Origin of the sequence: Nocardioides sp. NPDC004968 (assembly GCF_040608935.1) — a bacterium.
In the GTDB taxonomy this organism is placed as follows: domain Bacteria; phylum Actinomycetota; class Actinomycetes; order Propionibacteriales; family Nocardioidaceae; genus Nocardioides.
Genome location: NZ_JBEXJF010000035.1, coordinates 1 through 18216, shown reverse-complemented (window position 1 = coordinate 18216; position 18216 = coordinate 1). Strand labels below are relative to the sequence as shown.

At 68.0% G+C, this 18216-nt stretch carries 16 protein-coding genes and 1 other RNA gene; 13 read left to right on the top strand and 4 right to left on the bottom strand.

What is annotated here, in order from left to right:
* Positions 1-8 precede the first annotated feature (8 nt).
* Positions 9-218: a hypothetical protein gene (locus ABZU72_RS23345; protein WP_350659246.1), complete on the bottom strand. Its 210-nt coding sequence runs from the start codon at positions 216-218 to the stop codon at positions 9-11.
* A gap of 75 nt (positions 219-293) precedes the next feature.
* On the opposite strand from ABZU72_RS23345, the gene ABZU72_RS23340 reads away from it, so the two are divergent.
* Genes ABZU72_RS23340 through ABZU72_RS23330 form a run of 3 tightly spaced genes read left to right on the top strand, consistent with a single transcriptional unit; the run spans position 294 to position 3474 of the window.
* The gene (locus tag ABZU72_RS23340; protein WP_355021174.1) at positions 294-1781 is read left to right on the top strand and encodes a circularly permuted type 2 ATP-grasp protein; all 1488 of its coding nucleotides are present in this window, start codon (positions 294-296) and stop codon (positions 1779-1781) included.
* A complete protein-coding gene (locus ABZU72_RS23335; RefSeq protein ID WP_355021173.1) occupies positions 1781-2710 on the top strand; it encodes an alpha-E domain-containing protein in 930 nt (309 codons plus the stop codon). Before ABZU72_RS23340 ends, ABZU72_RS23335 begins: the two co-directional genes overlap by 1 nt.
* Positions 2711-2724: 14 nt before the next feature.
* Positions 2725-3474, top strand: a complete 750-nt coding sequence (locus ABZU72_RS23330) for a transglutaminase N-terminal domain-containing protein (protein WP_355021172.1) — start codon at positions 2725-2727, stop codon at positions 3472-3474.
* 6 nt (positions 3475-3480) lie between these two features.
* Here ABZU72_RS23330 and ABZU72_RS23325 read toward each other — a convergent pair whose 3' ends face one another.
* Both ABZU72_RS23325 and ABZU72_RS23320 read right to left on the bottom strand, forming a co-directional pair.
* A complete protein-coding gene (locus ABZU72_RS23325) occupies positions 3481-3792 on the bottom strand; it encodes a 4a-hydroxytetrahydrobiopterin dehydratase (protein ID WP_355021171.1) in 312 nt (103 codons plus the stop codon).
* A gap of 53 nt (positions 3793-3845) precedes the next feature.
* Positions 3846-4271 (bottom strand): tetratricopeptide repeat protein, encoded by a 426-nt coding sequence (locus tag ABZU72_RS23320; RefSeq protein ID WP_355021170.1) that lies wholly within the window; start codon positions 4269-4271, stop codon positions 3846-3848.
* A gap of 88 nt (positions 4272-4359) precedes the next feature.
* On the opposite strand from ABZU72_RS23320, the gene ABZU72_RS23315 reads away from it, so the two are divergent.
* The 10 genes from ABZU72_RS23315 (at position 4360) to ABZU72_RS23270 (ending at position 17302) form a co-directional block, all read left to right on the top strand.
* Positions 4360-4551, top strand: a complete 192-nt coding sequence (locus ABZU72_RS23315; RefSeq protein WP_350659252.1) for a DUF1918 domain-containing protein — start codon at positions 4360-4362, stop codon at positions 4549-4551.
* A gap of 13 nt (positions 4552-4564) precedes the next feature.
* An RNA gene (gene rnpB / locus ABZU72_RS23310) (RNase P RNA component class A) lies at positions 4565-4943 on the top strand.
* A gap of 193 nt (positions 4944-5136) precedes the next feature.
* A complete protein-coding gene (locus ABZU72_RS23305; protein ID WP_355021169.1) occupies positions 5137-8250 on the top strand; it encodes an MMPL family transporter in 3114 nt (1037 codons plus the stop codon).
* 195 nt (positions 8251-8445) lie between these two features.
* Positions 8446-9927: a glycoside hydrolase family 32 protein gene (locus ABZU72_RS23300; RefSeq protein WP_355021168.1), complete on the top strand. Its 1482-nt coding sequence runs from the start codon at positions 8446-8448 to the stop codon at positions 9925-9927.
* A gap of 64 nt (positions 9928-9991) precedes the next feature.
* Positions 9992-11329: an extracellular solute-binding protein gene (locus ABZU72_RS23295; protein ID WP_355021167.1), complete on the top strand. Its 1338-nt coding sequence runs from the start codon at positions 9992-9994 to the stop codon at positions 11327-11329.
* A 70-nt stretch (positions 11330-11399) separates the two neighbouring features.
* A complete protein-coding gene (locus ABZU72_RS23290; protein WP_355021166.1) occupies positions 11400-12281 on the top strand; it encodes a sugar ABC transporter permease in 882 nt (293 codons plus the stop codon).
* Complete coding sequence (locus ABZU72_RS23285) at positions 12278-13186, top strand: carbohydrate ABC transporter permease (RefSeq protein ID WP_355021165.1); 909 nt, start codon at positions 12278-12280, stop codon at positions 13184-13186. The genes ABZU72_RS23290 and ABZU72_RS23285 overlap by 4 nt, the downstream gene beginning before the upstream one ends.
* On the top strand, positions 13183-14205 hold the full coding sequence (locus tag ABZU72_RS23280; RefSeq protein WP_355021164.1) for a LacI family DNA-binding transcriptional regulator: 1023 nt from the start codon (positions 13183-13185) through the stop codon (positions 14203-14205). The genes ABZU72_RS23285 and ABZU72_RS23280 overlap by 4 nt, the downstream gene beginning before the upstream one ends.
* Before the next feature lie 8 nt (positions 14206-14213).
* Positions 14214-15692, top strand: coding sequence for a glycoside hydrolase family 32 protein (locus ABZU72_RS23275; RefSeq protein ID WP_355021163.1), 1479 nt, complete (start codon positions 14214-14216; stop codon positions 15690-15692).
* A 47-nt stretch (positions 15693-15739) separates the two neighbouring features.
* On the top strand, positions 15740-17302 hold the full coding sequence (locus tag ABZU72_RS23270) for a glycoside hydrolase family 32 protein (protein WP_355021162.1): 1563 nt from the start codon (positions 15740-15742) through the stop codon (positions 17300-17302).
* An 18-nt stretch (positions 17303-17320) separates the two neighbouring features.
* On the opposite strand, the gene ABZU72_RS23265 is transcribed toward ABZU72_RS23270, so the two are convergent.
* Positions 17321-17992, bottom strand: a complete 672-nt coding sequence (locus ABZU72_RS23265; protein ID WP_355021161.1) for a helix-turn-helix domain-containing protein — start codon at positions 17990-17992, stop codon at positions 17321-17323.
* Positions 17993-18216: the final 224 nt, after the last annotated feature.

Here is an 18216-nt window from a genome sequence, read left to right as displayed (position 1 = left end):
GCTGAGGATCATTTGTCTTCGGTGCCCGCGTCGCCTTCCCAGGCCTTGTCTTCCTTCTCCCAGCGCTCGTTGTTCTCCTGCACGTGCTCCAGCGCTCGGGAGGCCTCGGCGTGGGAGGCGTAGGGGCCGAGACGGTCCTTGGCCTTGCAGCCCTCGTACGGCTCGACGGTCTTGTGCTTGAGGCAGTAGTAGTACTCGCCCGCGTGCTCGTCGCTCATACCGCCAACTTACCGTTGCGCGAGATGTTCGCGTGGGCAACAGCGCTGTTACACGGATTTCAGTAGGTTGCCTCCATGAGCCAGATGTTCGACGCCTACGAGACGCGGGATCCGGCCTATGACGAGATGTTCGTCGGCAGCGAGCTCCGTCCTCCCTATCAACGGCTCGGCGACTCGCTGCGGCGGCTCAGCGCGGCGGAGCTGATCAGCCGGGTCGAGGCGATGCAGGCCAGCTATCTCGACCAGGGCGTCACCTTCGACATCGGCGGAGAGGAGCGGGCCTTCCCGCTCGACATCGTGCCGCGGGTCATCGAACGGGACACCTGGGCGACGATCGACAAGGGCGTCCAGCAGCGCGTCGAGGCGCTGGAGCTGTTCCTCGCCGACATCTACGACGAGGGCAAGGTCTTCGACGACGGCGTGATCCCGCGCGAGGTGATCACCACCTCCAGCCACTACCACCGCGCCGCCGCCGGGGTGCACCCGCCCAACGGCGTACGCGTCCAGGTCTCGGGCATCGACCTGGTCCGTGACAACACCGGCGAGTTCCGCGTGCTGGAGGACAACGTGCGGGTCCCGTCGGGTGTCTCGTACGTCATGACCAACCGCCGCGCGATCTCGGCCGCGCTCCCGGAGACGATCGCCGAGCACCGGATCCGGCCGGTGGCCAACTACCCGCAGAAGCTCCTCGCGGCGCTGCGCGCGGCCGCTCCCGCCGGCGTGGCGGACCCGACCGTGGTCGTGCTGACGCCGGGCGTCTACAACGGCGCCTACTTCGAGCACGCGCTGCTGGCCCGGACGATGGGGGTCGAGCTCGTCGAGGGGCGCGACCTGGTCTGCCGCAACGGGCAGGTGCTGATGCGTACGACCAAGGGGCTGGCCCCGGTGCACGTCATCTACCGGCGCATCGACGACGAGTTCCTCGATCCGGTGCACTTCCTGCCCGACTCGATGCTCGGCTGCGTGGGGCTGATCGACGCCGCCCGGATGGGCAACGTGACCCTGGCGAACGCGGTCGGCAACGGGGTCGCCGACGACAAGCTCGTCTACACCTACATGCCCGACATCATCCGCTACTACCTCGGCGAGGATCCGGTGATCCGCAACGTCGACACTTGGCGGATGGGCGATGCGTCCTCGCGAGAGGAGGTCCTCGACCGGCTCGACGAGCTCGTGCTCAAGCCCGTCGACGGCTCGGGCGGTAAGGGGATCGTGATCGGGCCGGCGGCCTCCGCACGCGAGCTGGACGTGCTGCGCGGCAAGATCCTGGAGGACCCCCGCTCCTGGATCGCGCAGCCGGTGGTGCAGCTCTCGACCGTCCCGACCTTCACCGATGGCGATCTCGGGGCGCGGCATGTGGACCTGAGGCCGTTCGCGGTCAATGATGGCGACAAGGTCTGGGTTCTTCCCGGTGGCCTGACTCGGGTGGCGCTCGCAGAGGGCGAGCTGATCGTGAACAGCTCCCGTGGCGGCGGCTCGAAGGACACCTGGGTGCTCGCCGGACCGACGTCCTCCCGGCCACACGGCCGGGCGGGTCAGTCTCAAGCGCAGGGGGTTGCGTGATGCTGAGTCGCATTGCCGAGTCGATGTTCTGGATCGGGCGCTACGTGGAGCGCGCCGAGGACACCGCGCGCATCCTCGACGTACAGACCCAGCACATCCTCGAGGACGCCGCCACCGACGAGGAGACCGCCTGCCGCTCGCTGCTCGCGGTGATGGGCATCGAGCTCTCCGAGGAGGAGAAGGTCGGACTGCCGCAGATGCTGGACATGCTTGCGTACGACACCACCGCACCGACCTCGATGGCCTATGCGCTCGGCGCGGCCAGGGAGTCGGCCCGCGGGGCCCGGGAGACGCTCTCGGTGCCGTTGTGGGAGGCGCTCAACACCACCTACCGGGCGATCCCGGCCGGCCAGTTCAAGCACATGCGGGCGCCGTTCATCTTCGGCTGGGTACGCGACCGGGTGGCCCAGATCAACGGCACCGCCGACGCCACGATGATGCGCGACGAGTCCTGGCAGTTCCTGATGCTCGGGCGCTATGTCGAGCGCGCCGACATGACCTCGCGGCTGGTCGCGACCACCTCTTTGACGAGCGCCGGCGGTGCGTCGCAGTGGAACTCGACGCTGCGCGCCTGCGGGGCGTACGACGCGTTCCTTCGGGTCAACAAGGGGGTCGAGACCGAGCAGGCGGCTGCCGAGTTCCTGCTGCTGGACCGGATCTTCCCGCGCTCGGTGGTGCATGCGCTGCAGCGGGCCGAGGGGGCGCTGGACACCCTGGAGGGGACGACCCGCCGCGCCGGCTTCACCGACGAGGCCCACCGGCTGATCGGCCGGATGCGGGCGTCGCTGGAGTATCGCTCGCTCCACGATCTGCTGGCGGACCTGCCCGCGGAGATGGAGCGGCTCCAGGCCACCTGTGCCGATGCCACCGAGGCGGTCACCAAGCGCTACTTCGCCGGCGCCGAGGCGCTGGCCTGGCAGCCGGTCTGAGGAGTCTGATCGAGATGAGCATGCAGTTCCGCATCGTGCACACCACGACGTTCGCCTATGACGGACCGGCGGTCGCCTCCTACAACCAGGCGCGGCTGACTCCCCTGACCACGCCCGACCAGATCGTGGTCCACCACCGGATCGACGTCTCACCCAAGCCGTGGACGTATGAGTACAAGGACTACTTCGGCAACGAGGTCACCGCGATCGAGGTGCTCGAGGCGCATCGGGCCCTGAAGGTCTCCGCGACCAGCACCGTGCGGGTCGACCGGAAGCCCAGGGTCGCGCCGGTGCTCACCTGGGAGGAGGCCGCTCTGCCCGGGGTCGCGGACCGGTTCATCGAGTTCCTGGGCCTGCCGTCGCTGGTCGTGCCCGACGAGGAGCTCGCGACCCGGGCGAAGGCCATCGCAGCCTCCGCGGGGCTTCCGGGTGAGGCCGCCGTCGAGATCGCCCGGGCGGTCGCCGACGGGTCGGCGCCGGCACCGGATGCCGCCCATCAGCTGCTCGGGGCGCTGCGTACGGTCGGGATCCCGGCGCGCTACGTCTCCGGCTATGTCTACCCCGGCGGCGCCCACTCCTGGGTGGAGTGGTGGGACAACGGCTGGCACGGCATCGACCCCGCGACCGGCACCGAGCCCGGCGACGCGTACGTCGGTGTGGCCACGGGTCGTGACCACACCGACGTCAAGCCGCTGGGCGGGATCTACTCGGGTCCCGAGGAGCCGGCCGTCGAGGTCACCGTCGAGATGACCCGCCTCGCCTAGCCTCGCTCAGAGCGAGGACTCGGCCGAGAGCCCGTTGATCACCTTCGCCAGCGCGATGTCACGGCTGGTGACGCCACCGGCGTCGTGGCTGGTGAGCCGGATCTCGACGTACGGGTAGCGCAGGTCGATGTCGGGGTGGTGGTTGGCCTCCTCGGCCTTCGCCGCGATCGCGTTGACCAGCGCGAGACCGGTGATGAAGTCACCGGTGTCCACGCGGGCGACGATGCTGTCGGCCTCGCCGCTGGTGTCGAACGTCCAGCCCGCCAGCTGCTCCTGGGCGACCTGCTCGGCGTTGAGGGTCGTGGTGTCAGGTTCCATACCCCCACCCTGCCACCGTCTCGGTCGCCGCGTCATCCGGGTCACCGCTGGGTTCACTCCTGGCGCTGCGCGAGCCGGTTGCGTACGCGGTAGACGGCTGCGTGATGGTCGTAGTCGTCGCTCATCACGGCCGCCAGGCGCAGCGGGCCGAGCGCGTCCTCGAGCCGGTCCTGGCGCTCCAGGACGCGACCCAGCGAGTGCTGGCTCCAGGCGTCGCTCGGGTCGCGCTCGACGAGCCAGCGCAGCTCGGCCTCGGCCTTGGCGAGCTGGGCCCGCAGCATGTAGGCCCAGGCCCGCATGCTGCGCAGCCCGAAGTTGTCGGGGTCGTCGACCAGCGCCGGCTCCAGGGTCTCCAGCGCCTCCACCGGGAAGCGCCGTGAGAGCAGGTCGTGGGCCGTCCGGTAAGCAACTTCGTGGGCGCTCTGGCCCGGGAAGACCACAGCCGGGGCTACGTACTCGAACTCTTCGTTCTCCGTCATCACACCCTCCGAACGTGATACCCCCACGCGGTATTCCATCCGCACCCGCCATGGGAGCACCATTGTGACGGTTAGGAGGTGAACGCGCATGCACGCATCAGTAGGTGACCACCTCGTCGTCATGGGACCACACGTCGGCGACCACACGCGAGAGGCCGAGATCATCGAGGTCAGCCACCCCGACGGCAGCCCGCCCTACCTCGTACGCTGGAGCGACAGCGACCACGAGTCGCTCGTCTTCCCCGGTCCGGATGCCCACATCGAGCCCGCCGCACACTAGACTTTTACGCGGACGGGCTGGCCGGGCGATCGCGTCGTCTCCTTGCTGCTGCAGGGAGGCGTCGAGGAAAGTCCGGGCTCCACAGGACAGGGTGGTGGCTAACGGCCACCCGGGGTGACCCGCGGGACAGTGCCACAGAGAACAGACCGCCTCTACCCTCCAGGTAGCGGTAAGGGTGAAACGGTGGGGTAAGAGCCCACCAGTCCTCGTGGTGACACGAGGAGCTAGGTAAACCCCACCCGGAGCAAGACCAGACAGCGTACGACGGTGTTAGTTCACTGGGAGGGCGGTCCGCCCGAGTGCGCGGGTAGGTTGCTAGAGGCCATCGGCAACGATGGCCCGAGATGGATGGTCGCCGACTACAGAACCCGGCTTACAGGCCAGCCCGTCCGCTTCACCCTCTGACCTGCCGAAACGCGGTTCAGAGGACGTTGCCGTGCTCCACGGCAACCCCTTCGGCGTGGTCCCCGATTCCGGGGAACCTGCATTTCGGCCCTCTCCCCTGCCACGAGATCCCGCTACGGTCCTTGGGAAGCACACGCGCCCAGCGGCTCATGCGACGAGGCCGCAGGAGGGAGCAGCGTCGTGGCAGGCCTCCTCGGCCGACTCGGTGGCTTCTGTGCCCGGCACAGCCTCATCGTCATCGGCGCCTGGGCCCTGGTGCTCGTCACCGTGGTCGTGGCCGTCTCGAGCCTCGGCGCCAAGACCAGCAACGACCTCGCACTGCCCGGCACCGGCAGCCAGGAGGCGAAGGACCTGCTCTCCGACCGGTTCCCGCCTCAGCAGAACGGCGTCAACCCGATCGTCTTCCACGCGAGCAAGGGGAAGCTGACCGACTCCGCCAACAAGCAGGCCGTCGACGACGCGGTCAAGGAGATCGGCAAGCAGCCGCACGTCCATACCGTCACCAACCCGCTGAGCAGCGACGGGCAGACCGCAGGCCTGCTGTCGAAGGACGGTCGAACGGCCTTCGCGCCGGTGCTGATGGACGTCGGGTCCGGCGACCTGACGGAGGAGATCGCCGGCGACGTCCTGGACGCCACCCACCCGGCACAGGACGCGGGCATCATCACCGCGGCCGGCGGCTCCATCGGCTCGACGCTGTCGACCGACGAGTCCAGGACCAGTGAGGTCGTCGGGATCATCGCAGCGATGATCATACTCAGCCTCGTGCTCGGGAGCCTGGTGGCGATGGGGCTGCCGATCATCACCGCCGTCGTCGGGCTCGGCGTCGCCCTGGCCACCGTCGGTCTGGTCGGCCATCTCCTCGCGATCCCGTCCGCCGGGCCGACCCTGGCCACCATGATCGGCCTCGGCGTCGGCATCGACTACGCCCTCTTCCTGATCACCCGCCACCAGGACCAGATGCGCGACGGAATGCCGATCCGCGAGTCGATCGCGCACGCGGTGGCGACGTCCGGCAGCGCCATCGTCTTCGCCGGCTGCACCGTCGTGGTGGCCCTCCTCGCGCTGGGCGTGGCCGGGATCCCGCTGGTCTCCGCGCTCGGGTACGCCTCGGCCATGGCCGTGGTGGCCGCCGTCCTGGTGGCGATCACCCTGCTGCCTGCGTTCCTCGGACTGCTGGGCCACCGGATCGCCTGGGCCTCGCTGCCGGCGTTCATGCGTCCGGGCCGTCGACGCGACCAGGGCCTGTGGGCGAAGTGGGCCGGAGTCGTCCACCGCCACCCGTGGATGGTCGCGGGCCTCTCGCTCGCGGCCCTCGCGCCGCTCATCATCCCGGTGTTCAGCCTCGAGCTCGGCCAGGAGGACGTCGGCGCCACCTCGAAGGAGACGACCGAACGGCAGGCGTACGACCTGATCAGCGCGGGCCTGGGCGTCGGCTACAACGGACCGCTGCAGGTCGCCTCGTCCCTCGACCCGGTTGCGGCCCCGAGCGACGAGTACACCCAGAAGTACAACAAGGCGATGTCGCTCAAGTCCGACCTCGAGAAGAAGCAGAAGGAGCTGCCCAAGCAGCAACAGCAGCTCGAGGACGAGCAGGCCCAGCTCGAAGCCGAGCAGGCGTCCCTGGAACGACAGAGCGCGCAGCTGCAGGCACAGCAGGCCGCCCTCGAACAGCAGGCCGACGCGCTGCGCGGGCAGCAGGCGGACCTCGAGCGGCAGGCCGACCGGCTCCGCGCCGAGCAGCGGACGCTCGAGGCCGAGCAGGCACGCCTCGAGGCCCGCCGGGACCAGCTGCGACGTGAGGCGAGACGACTGGCGGCGCAGGCCCGGCCGCTCGTCCGGGAGCTCGTACGGCTCCGGGTCCACGAGCGCGTCCTGAACCGCCGCATCGCACGCGCCGAGCAGGACGGCGACGAGGCCCGGGTGGAGCGGTTGCAGGAGCGCCTCGACACGGTGGAGGCCGAGCAGGCCGCCGCCCAGAAGAAGCTGGCGCCGCTGGAGGCGGAGGCACGCAGCCTCGCCCGGCAGGCCCGCCGGCTGCAGGCGCAGGCACAGCGCCTCCAGCAACAGGCCGACGCGCTGCAGCGGCAGGCCGACTCGCTCACCCGGCAGAAGGCCGAGCTGGAGCGCCAGGCTGCCTCGCTGCAGGCCCAGGGCGACGATCTCCAGGCCGAGGCCGCCTCGCTGCGCCGGCAGGGGGACGCGTTGGAGCAGCAGGCGAATGAGCTCCAGCAGAAGGCCGACGATCTCAAGGCCGAGCAGCAACAGGCCCAGCAGGAGCAGAAGGAGGCCGAGCAACTGCAGGACGAGCTCACCCAGATGATGACGGCGGCGGGCGGCGACGCACGCGGCACCGATCTCCGCGTGGTGAACCTGCAGGACGGTCTCTCGGGCACCAACGGGGTCGCGACCCTCACCCCGCCGCAGATCAACAAGAAGGGCGACGTCGTCCTCCTCTCCGCCGTGCCGACGACCGCCCCGGCCTCGGACGACACCGCCGACCTCGTCGGGCACGTCCGCGACTCCGTGCTGCCGAAGACGAACAAGGACGGGGGCATCACGTCGTACGTCGGTGGCTACACGGCTTCCTACGTCGACCTGGCCTCCCTCATCTCGGCTCGGCTGCTGCTCGTCATCGGGACCGTCATCCTGCTCGGCTTCCTGCTGCTGATGGTGGCCTTCCGCTCGCTGCTCATCCCGCTCCAGGCAGCGGTGACCAACCTGCTCTCGGCGGCCGCCGCGTTCGGCGTCCTCACCGCAGCGTTCCAGTGGGGCTGGGGTATCGACCTGCTCGGCATCGACACGGCGTCGTCGACGGTGCCGATCGCCAGCTACGTACCTCTGATGATGTTCGCCGGCCTGTTCGGGCTCTCGATGGACTACGAGGTGTTCCTCGTCAGCCACGTCCAGCAGCACATCCACGAGGGGGCAGAACCCCGGCAGGCGGTCCACTCGGGGCTGGTCTCCAGCGCCCGGATCACCACGGCCGCGGCCCTCATCATGGCGTCGGTGTTCGCCAGCTTCATCCTCAACCTCGACCCGACGATCAAGCAGTTCGGGGTCGGCCTCTCCGTCGCTGTGCTCCTCGCGGGCATCCTCGTGGTCACCCTTGCGCCGGCAGCGCTGGTGATCTTCGGACGCGCTGCTTGGTGGCTGCCCCGATGGCTCGACAAGGTCCTCCCCCACATCTCGATCGAGGGCGAGCCGGCGCCGCCGGCCGGGGCTTCGGACGTCCCGGAGACGTCGCCCCGTCACCGGGGCGACGAAGGCACTGGGGTGTCGTCCGAGCGGTGACCGGCGTCCGGCGTCGGTTCTTCCTGGGGCTTGCCTCGCACCGCCTGGAAGCGGGACGGGTCACGCGCCGTCGGCGGCCAGGGCCGTGGACCGCGGCGTCGGAACAATCTGGTTAACTTGGTTAACCGCTTGACCAGTGAGGCGCGTCACATCTACGATTCCATGCGTAACCGGTTAACCAATAGATGAGGTGTCATGAGTCAGCAGGGGTTCTACCGACCGCAGGAGGCATGGGTAGGAGATGTCATCCCGTGGCAAGAGGACGGAGCCTTCCATCTCTTCTACCTGCGCGAGACTCGCCTGAGTCCGGCCGCGGGCATGCCATGGCACCGGGTGGTGACGGAGGACCTCGTCTGCTTTCGCGATCTCGGAGAAGCCATCGCATCGAACGGTCCCTCAGCCGATGACTTCAACATCTACACCGGCAGCATCGTGCTCGGCCCGGATGGCACCCATCACGCGTTCTACACCGGTCAGAACCCCGCCAACACGGGCTCTGATGGTCGGCCGCTGCAACTGGTCATGCACGCCACGAGCCGCGACGACATGCGCACCTGGCAGCGGCGTCCAGGCGAGACGTTCGGCGCCACCGACGGCTACGAGACCGGCGACTGGCGCGACCCCTTCGTCTTCTGGGACGAGGCAGCACAGCTGTGGCGGATGCTCATCACCGCCCGCCACGCGAAGGGACCGGCGCGACGACGCGGCGTGATCGCGCAGTGCCTCTCGCGCGATCTGGCGCACTGGGAGCCGGCCGAGCCCTTCTGGGACCCGCAGCGGTACGTCGCGATGGAGTGTCCCGAGGTCTTCCAGTGGGGTGAGTGGTGGTATCTCGTCTACTCCGAGTTCAGCGACGCCTTCACCACTCGCTACCGCATGTCGCGCAGCCAGCACGGCCCGTGGATCGTCCCTGAGCACGACACGCTCGACGGACGTGCCTTCTACGCCGCCAAGTCGGCAGGCCGCGACGGTCGTCGCTTCTTCTTCGGCTGGATAGCCTCACGAGAGGGCGACAGCGACGACGGTGCATGGCAGTGGGCCGGCACGATGTCGGTCCTCGAAGCCGACCAGCGCGAGGACGGAACCCTCGCCTTCCACCCGACCGCTGCGTTGCGCGAGACGTTCGACGCCGAGATCGATGGCGTCGGCATCGATGCGGGGACCGTCCTGAGTGCCCCTGACGGCTACGCGGTCGAGGTGACCCCGGCCGAGACCCCGAGCGCCTTCCGGTCCGTTGTCAGGTTCGACATCGCCGACGGCACGACGGAGTGCGGTCTGCTGCTGCGCGCGAGTGCCGATGGGGACGAGGCGTACGTGCTCCGTCTCGAACCGAAGCGCGGCCGTCTCGTCCTCGACCGCTGGCCACGCCGGAGTACAGGCACCGAGCAGTGGCAGATCTCCGGCGACGTACCGTTCGCCATCGAGCTGGAGCGTCCCTGCCGGATCGAGCCCGGTGTGCACGAGCTCGAGGTCATCGTCGACGGCGATCTCTGCGTGGTCACCCTCGACAACGCCACGGTGCTGAGCACTCGGATCTACGACCGACCGACGGGCCACGTGGGCGTCTTCGCCGGCGAGGGCACGGTCACCGTCGACACCTTCACCGTGTTCGTCCGCGCCGAGCGGGGCCATGAGCCCACCGTCTCGAACCACGATCTGGTCGCTGCCGCAACCTGATCCCCCTCCCCCGTTCGGCCCTATCGACTCAGCCCCCTTCCGACCAAGTCAACGGAGACCAACAATGCCCATCACCATCCCCAAGACGGCCCTGTGTGCCGCCCTGACCGCCGCCGCGCTCGCGCTCACCAGCTGCTCGGGCACAGCTGTCAGCGCCGACCCCACCGACATCGATCCCGAGGGCAAGGTCGAGCCTCGCGAGATCTCCTGGCTGCTCTCGCGTCCTGCCGATGGCGGGGTGATCACGGCGATGGAGCAGATCGCCGAGGAGTACGCCAAGGACCACCCGGGGTTCTCCCTCAACCTGATCACGACTCCCGACCGCCCCTCCTACATCCAGAAGTACGAGACCCTCGCCGCAGCGAACAAGCTGCCCGAGCTGTTCGACACCGATGCGACGCCGTTCGCCCAGAAGCTCGCCGACCAGGGCCGCATGCTCGACGTCGACCTGCTGCTGAAGGACCTCGGTCTCGCCGACGACTATCGCGAGGCAGCGCTGAACTACCAGCGCTTCGACGACGGCTCGCTCCACATGGTGCCGTTCGAGTTCCAGCTCGAGTTCTTCTGGTACAACTCCGCGCTCCTCGAGCGCGCGAACGTCGAGGTTCCCAAGACGCTCGACGACTTCCCCCAGCTGTGCAAGGACCTGCGAGCCGCCGGTGTCACTCCGATCGCCCTCGACGGGCAGGACCAGTGGCCGTTGGAACGCTATCTGGCCTACTACCCGTTCCGGATGGCCGGACCGGAATACGTCCAGAAGCTCAAGAACGGCGAGGCGAAGTTCGCCGACCCCGCCGGCCGAGCCGCAGCCGAGTGGCTCTACGACCTGGGTCAGGCCGGATGCTTCCAGGAAGACTTCTCCTCGACCGGGTACGCAGACGCGCAGGGCCTGTTCACCTCGGGGAAGGCCGCGATCTACAACATCGGGACCTGGGAGCTCGCCAATCTCGCGACGGATGCGCTCGACCCAGCGGTGCGCGGATCGGTCGACTACTTCACCCTGCCGACGGTCGACGGCGCCGTCACCGACGACAACGCGGGCGTCACTCCCTCAGGCATCGGCATGGCGGTCAACTCGCAGACCTATGACCCGCTGGTGCGCGACTTCCTCGCCTACGCCCTCGAACGCTATCCGGAGATGTACGCCTCGACTGGTGCGCTCTCTCCCACCACGAACGTCGAGACCTCGATCCCCGAGAACGCGACCGACCTCTACCCCAAGGCCGTGAAGCAGGCCGACGAGGTCGGTGCCGACAGCGCGATGCCCTGGGACACCCAGCTCGACCCCGCCACGAACACGCGCCTGCAGCAGGAGCTGACGCTGCTCGTCCAGGGAGACATCGAGCCGGACGAGTTCATCGAGACGATGGACAAGACGCTCGCGGAGAACAGCGATGGCTGACCTCGCACAAGCCAGCCCCGGCGCAGGCCGTTCGGGTACGCGTCGACGCAGGAGCCCAGCGGCGACATCGATGCTTCCGCGCCGGTCTCGGCTCTCGGTGGCGGTCTTCCTGATCCCGCCACTGCTGCTGTACGGCGTCGCGGTGCTGCTTCCGATCGTGCAGTCGCTGTTCCTCAGCCTGTTCAGCTGGGACGGCATCACGGAGATGAGGTTCGTCGGCCTCGACAACTACGTCAAGATGTTCGCCCGCGACGACGTCTTCTGGACGGCGTTCGGCAACGCGCTCGGCTACCTGGTGATCTGCCTGGTGCTCCAGCTCGGCGGCGCCCTCGCCGTCGCGGCGCTCCTGACAGCCCTGCCAAGGGCCCGGGAGCTGGTGAAGACGCTCTACCTGCTCCCTGCGGTCATCTCGACGGTCGCGATCGCGTTCCTGTTCCAGCGGATCTACTCCTTCGACCCGGTCGGTCCGCTCAACCAGCTGCTCGCCTGGATCGGCCTCGAGGCCGCCCAGACCGCCTGGCTCTCGAACGTGAACACGGTCCTCGCGGCCGTCTCCGTCCCGGAGGGCTGGCGCTTCACCGGCCTCTACATGCTCATCGTGTACGCAGCACTCATCGCCGTACCGCGCGAGCTCGAAGAGGCAGCGCGACTCGACGGTGCGTCCTGGTGGCAGACGTTCTGGCGTATCCGATTCCCCTACATCAGGCCGGTGTGGATCACGACCACGGTCATGGCGACGACCTTCGCGCTGCGCGGCTTCGACATCCCCTACCTGCTGACGAACGGCGGCCCGGGCCAGTCCTCCGAGCTACTCACGACGTACATGTACAAGACCGCCTTCGTGCACACCGACTACGGCTATGCCAGCGCCATCTCGGTCTTCATCGTCGTCGAGTGTCTGGTCGCGGTCGGCCTCATCTTCCTGCTGCTTCGTCGAAGGGACGACTCGTGACCACGCCCGTGCTCACCCGACCGCCGGAGGCCACCGTGCCGAACCCGCCCAAGCCACGTGGGGCCGCACCACCGCCAAGACTCCGTCTGCAACGCGCACTGCTCACGATCACGATCGTGCTCATCGTCGCGGTGCAGGTCTACCCGCTGCTGTGGCTCTTCCTGACAAGCTTCCGCACCGCCGCGGACTTCACCGGTGGTAGCCCGTTCGCGCTGCCCTCGGACTACACCCTCGACAACTACGAGCGAGCCTTCGCGACCGGCAACCTGTGGCTGAACATCCTCAACAGCTTCATCGTCACGGCCGGGGCGAGCCTGCTGATCGTCGTCGCCGGGATGATGGCCGCGTACGCCCTGCAGGTGCTCGGCTTCCGGTTCAGCGGCGTCGTACGCTCCTTGTTCCTGCTCGGGATCGTCGTGCCGGTGCAGATCGCGCTGGTGCCGCTGTTCATCGACTACTCACAGATCGGGCTCCTCGACACCCATCTGTCGATGATCATCCCGCTGGCCGCGTTCTCGCTCCCGATGGCCGTCTATCTGTTCTCGTCGTTCTACGAATACATCCCCCGCGAGCTGTACGAGGCCGCATCGCTCGACGGGGCCGGGCCGTACCGGATCTTCGCGCAGATCACCTTCCCGCTCTCGGCGAACACGATCATTACGGTCGTACTCGTGAACAGCATCTTCATCTGGAACGACTTCATCTTCGCGAACACCTTCGTGCTCTCCGACGGGCTCAAGACCATCCCACTCGGTCTGCAGAACTACATCGGGGCAATGGGCAACACGGACTGGACTGCCACGTTCGCGGCCGTCTGCGTGACCGTGACGCCGCTGCTGCTGGTCTTCCTCGTCCTCAACAAGGCGATGATCCAAGGCCTCGAGAGCGGGGCGACCAAGGGATGAGCACCCCCGAACCCAACAAGGCGATTGGCTCGAGCGTGACGATGCGGGACGTCGCCAAGGCCGCGGGCGTATCGGTCGCGACCGTATCCCACGTCGTCAACAACAAGCCCGGGGCGCGTATCGGCGATGACGCCAGGCGCAGGGTGCAGGAAGCCGTCACAGCACTCGGCTACCGGCCCAACGCCCTGGCCAAGACCTTGTCACGTGGCGGCTCGCGATTCATCGGCCTGGTCGCGGACGCGATCGCGACCACTCCGTTCGCCGGCCAGATCATCCACGGCGCGCAGGATGAGGCCTGGGCGCACGGCTACGTGCTGCTCGTCGCCAACACCGACGGCAACGAAGCAGCCGAGAACGAGGCCATCGCGATGATGCTCGAACACCAGGTGCACGGCATCCTCTACTCGACCTGGTATCACCGCGAGATCGTCGTGCCCGGACTTCTGCACCAGGCCGACACCGTGCTCGTCGACTGCTTCGCCGAGGGCAGCGGACTACCCGCTGTGGTGCCGGACGAGGAGCAGGGCGGCAGGACGGCGACCGAGGAGCTGCTGGCCGCGGGCCACCGCAGGATCGCGTTCATCAACACGACGACACCTTCGCCGGCTCAGAGCGGTCGCCTCGCCGGATACCGCAGCGCTCTGGAGGCGGCCGGCATCGACTTCGACGAGTCCCTCGTCTTCCCGGCCGAACCTGCCCAGGAAGGCGGGTACGCCACCGCATCCCGCATCGTCGAGTCGAAGGCGACAGCCGTGTTCTGTCACAACGACCGCGTGGCGATGGGCCTCTACGACGGGCTGCGCGAACACGGGTTGAGCATCCCTGGCGACATCGCTGTCATCGGCTTCGACAACCAGGACGTCATCGCCGCGCACCTGCGCCCCCCGCTGTCGACAGTCGCGCTTCCGCACTACGAGCTCGGCGCTGCCGGCGTCCGGGTGCTCCTCGGTATCGAGTCGTCGTCCACCGAGCAGCTGATCCGGGTCACCTGCCCATCCGTGCCACGACAGTCGATCTGAGGAGAGCGATGTCCGACTCGCCCGTCGTGCCCAGGCCGACCTTCCACTTCACCCCGCTACGCAACTGGATGAACGACCCCAACGGACTCGTCCACGAACGCGGCCGCTGGCACCTCTTCTACCAGTTCAACCCCGAGGGCCCCGAGTGGGGAAACATGAGCTGGGGCCATGCCACCAGCACCGACCTGCAGCACTGGACCGAGCACCCGGTCGCGCTGCGGTTCCGCGACGGCGAGCAGATCTTCTCGGGGTCGATCGTCTCGACCCCGGCTGCAGATGGCACCGAGCTGACCGCGTACTACACCAGCGCCTACGCAGACGGCCGTCAGGCCCAATCGCGAGCGACCAGCAGGGACGGCGGCTTCACCTGGGAGCTCGACGCCGACAACCCGGTGCTCGACCGCGGCACGAGTGCCTTCCGGGATCCGAAGGTCATCCGCTATACCGACGAAACGGGCCGGCTTCGCTGGATTCTGCTCGCGGTCGAGGCAGAGGACCGACAGGTACACTTCTACGCCTCGGACGACCTCCGATCGTGGGAACACGTGAGTGCCTTCGGGCCGCTCGGCCCGAGCGGCGTCGTCTGGGAATGCCCGGATCTCGTCCCGCTGCCGCTCGATGACGATCCCGACGACGTGCGCTGGGCGCTGATCCTCAGCACCAACCCGGTCGGCGAGGAACCGGATCGCGAGGGTTCCTCGATGAGCTACGTCGTTGGCCGCTTCGACGGGACCAGGTTCACGGCAGACTCCGCAGAGCTCGTCCGCCTCGACAGCGGCCGCGACCTCTACGCAGGGGTCACCTTCGACAGTGCCCCGCAAGGGGACGCGATCATGGTCGGCTGGATGAGCAACTGGCGTTACGCAGAAGCATTTCCCTCCACACCGTGGAAGGGGGCGATGTCGCTGCCGCGACAGCTCGCTCTGCACACCGTCAGGGGTCGACCTCGGCTCGTCCAGAGGCCTCCCTCGTTCCTTCTGGAGCAACTCACCCGGGCTGCACAGGCCACCGTGGTCGTCGCCGAGCAGCCGGTCGACCTCTCTCTCAGCGGTCACAGCGTGCTCGACCTGCGGTGGGATCCGGACACCACCGGGGCTGTCAGCGTACGACTGCGCGGTGATGCCGACGCGTGCGTCGAGCTGGAGCACTCGGGGAGAGCACTCCGGGTCACCCGACGTGGTCCCGCGGCCGAGGCGGTGCATGCCGACTTCCCCTCGACGAGCGTCGCCGAGGTGGGGACCGGAGGTCCGGTCCAGCTGCTTCTCAGCCTCGACGGACCGCTGCTCGAGATCTTCGCGGACCACGGCGAGGCGACCGTCTCGAACCTCGTCCCCCTCGGCCTCGGACCCATCGTCGTCACCGTTGGTACCGAGCGCCCGGGAGCGGTCACGTACACCGCTGTCGACGTCGCGAGCGACGAGTCGATACCCGACCCGGCCGCGACACCACTCCACGCTCCGCAGGATCACCCCGCAACCGCACTGTGACAACAGCCGATCTGCCCGACGCATCGGGCCGAACCGAAGGAGTCATCATGCCCCACCCCATCTCACGACGCAGTCTGCTGCGAGGCGCCGGCGCCGGTTCGCTCGCGTTCTTCGCGGTGCACGCCGGCTCGACCGCCGCACATGCCGCGCAGACGTCACTGCGGGCGGTCTACCACATGACGCCTCCCTCGGGATGGCTGTGCGACCCGCAGCGCCCGGTCACCACCGGCGGCGCTTACCAGCTCTACTATCTGCACTCGACGCAGAACAACGGCCCCGGCGGCTGGGACCATGCGACGACGACCGACGGTGTCGCCTTCACCCACCACGGCACCGTGATGCCCCTTCAGCCCGACTTCCCGGTGTGGTCCGGGTCGGCCGTCGTCGACACGGCGAACACGGCCGGATACGGCGCCGGAGCTGTCATCGCGCTCGCGACGCAACCCACCGACGGCATCCGCAAGTATCAGGAGCAGTACCTCTACTGGTCGACCGACGGCGGCTTCACCTTCACCCCTCGGCCCGATCCGGTGATCGTCAACACCGACGGCCGCACCGCGACGACACCCGCCGAGATCGAGAACGCCGAGTGGTTCCGGGACCCGAAGATCCATTGGGACGAAGCCCGCGGCGAGTGGGTGTGCGTGATCGGACGGGCACGGTACGCAGCCTTCTACACCTCCTCGAACTTGATCGACTGGCAGCTGAAGCGCAACTTCGACTACCCGAACCACGCCCTCGGCGGCATCGAGTGCCCCGACCTGTTCGAGATGACCGCGAACGACGGCACCCGACACTGGGTGCTCGGCGCCAGCATGGACGCCTACAGCATCGGCCTGCCGATGACGTACGCCTACTGGATGGGCACCTGGAACGGCGAGGAGTTCATCGCCTACGACCTCACCCCGCAGTGGCTCGACTGGGGCTGGGACTGGTACGCCGCCGTCACCTGGCCCGCGGTAGAGGCTCCGGAGACCAAGCGCCTAGCCATCGCCTGGATGAACAACTGGAAGTACGCCGCACGGGACGTGCCGACCGACGCCTCCGACGGCTACAACGGACAGAACTCGATCGTGCGCGAACTGCGCCTCGAGCGGCAATCGGGCGGGTGGTACTCCCTGCTCAGCAGCCCCGTGAGCACACTCTCGGACTACGTGACAGCCACCACAACCCTGGGAGACCGCACGGTCAACGGCAGCCTCGTGCTCCCATGGAGCGGACGGGCCTACGAGGTCGAGCTCGACATCTCCTGGGACACCGCCACCAACGTCGGTGTCTCCGTCGGACGCTCCGCCGACGGCTCACGACACACCAACATCGGCAAGTACGGAGCCGAGATCTACGTCGATCGAGCCCCCTCCGACCTCGCCGGGTACTCACTGGCGCCCTACACACGAGCGGCCGGGCCGATCGACGCCGCCGCACGATCAGTGCACCTGCGGATCTTCGTCGACACCCAGAGCGTCGAGGTGTTCGTCAACGCCGGCCACACCGTGCTCTCCCAACAGGTGCACTTCACCGAGGGCGACACCGGCATCTCGCTCTACACCGACGGCGGGCCAGCAGACTTCACCGGCATCACCATCCGCCAGCTCCGGAGCATTGGCTGACTCGATTGCCGTCCTACCTCATTGATCGAGGTTTCGGACAGCGATGCCTTCCAGCGCCCTTTTGACTGCCTTCTCCACGGCGGAGGCTGGAACGCCGGCGGGAACGACGAGCATCCCGATCGATGCGTCGCTCTCGTCGGCGAAGGTGCGGTGGACCGCAGCCAGTGCCTGCTCGATCTCCCGCTGAGGGTCCGTGCACTCCCGCCGGAGCCATCGGCGAAGTACGCGGTTGTGTGCGGCGACGACTGCCGCTGCCGTCATCTCGGCGCGGAGCTCCGCTTCTGGCGAGGCGTCGGCCCAATGACTCAGGTAGCGGCGGAAGAGGCGCTGGTAGCGGGCGCCGCTCACCAGCTCACGCTCACGGAGCGCCGGCACGGTGGAGGTCAGCCCATAGCGCTCCCGCGCACGCTCGCCCTCCGCGACGTAGTGGAACAACACGATCTTGACCGCGTCCGTGACGGCGGCAAGGCCGGCGTCTGCGGGCGAGGAACGCAATCGCTCTTCGACCCGGCCGAGAATCTCATCGTGGTCGGGGAAGATCACCGCTTCCTTGGACCCGAAGGAGCGGAAGAAGGTGCTGCGGCTGACGCCGGCCTCGGACGCGATGTCGTCGACAGAGGTGGCCGCGTAGCCCTGGATCCCGAACAGGCGGAACGCCGCATCCGAGATCTCGTCACGCGCTGCTGCCATCACTCTCCCTTTTGGATCGTTCCCTGGACATCATGCCGCATGACACTTAGTCTCACTCATTGACACTGAAGTTCACAAGGAGTCCCGTTGAGCGCCGAGCCCACCACCGCACCCGATTCCTCGGGCGCCGAGATCGATCTGCACACGACTGCCGGGAAGCTGGCCGAGCTGGAGCGTCGTCTTGACGAGGCTGTCCATGCTGGTTCCGTCAAGGCGGTGGAGAA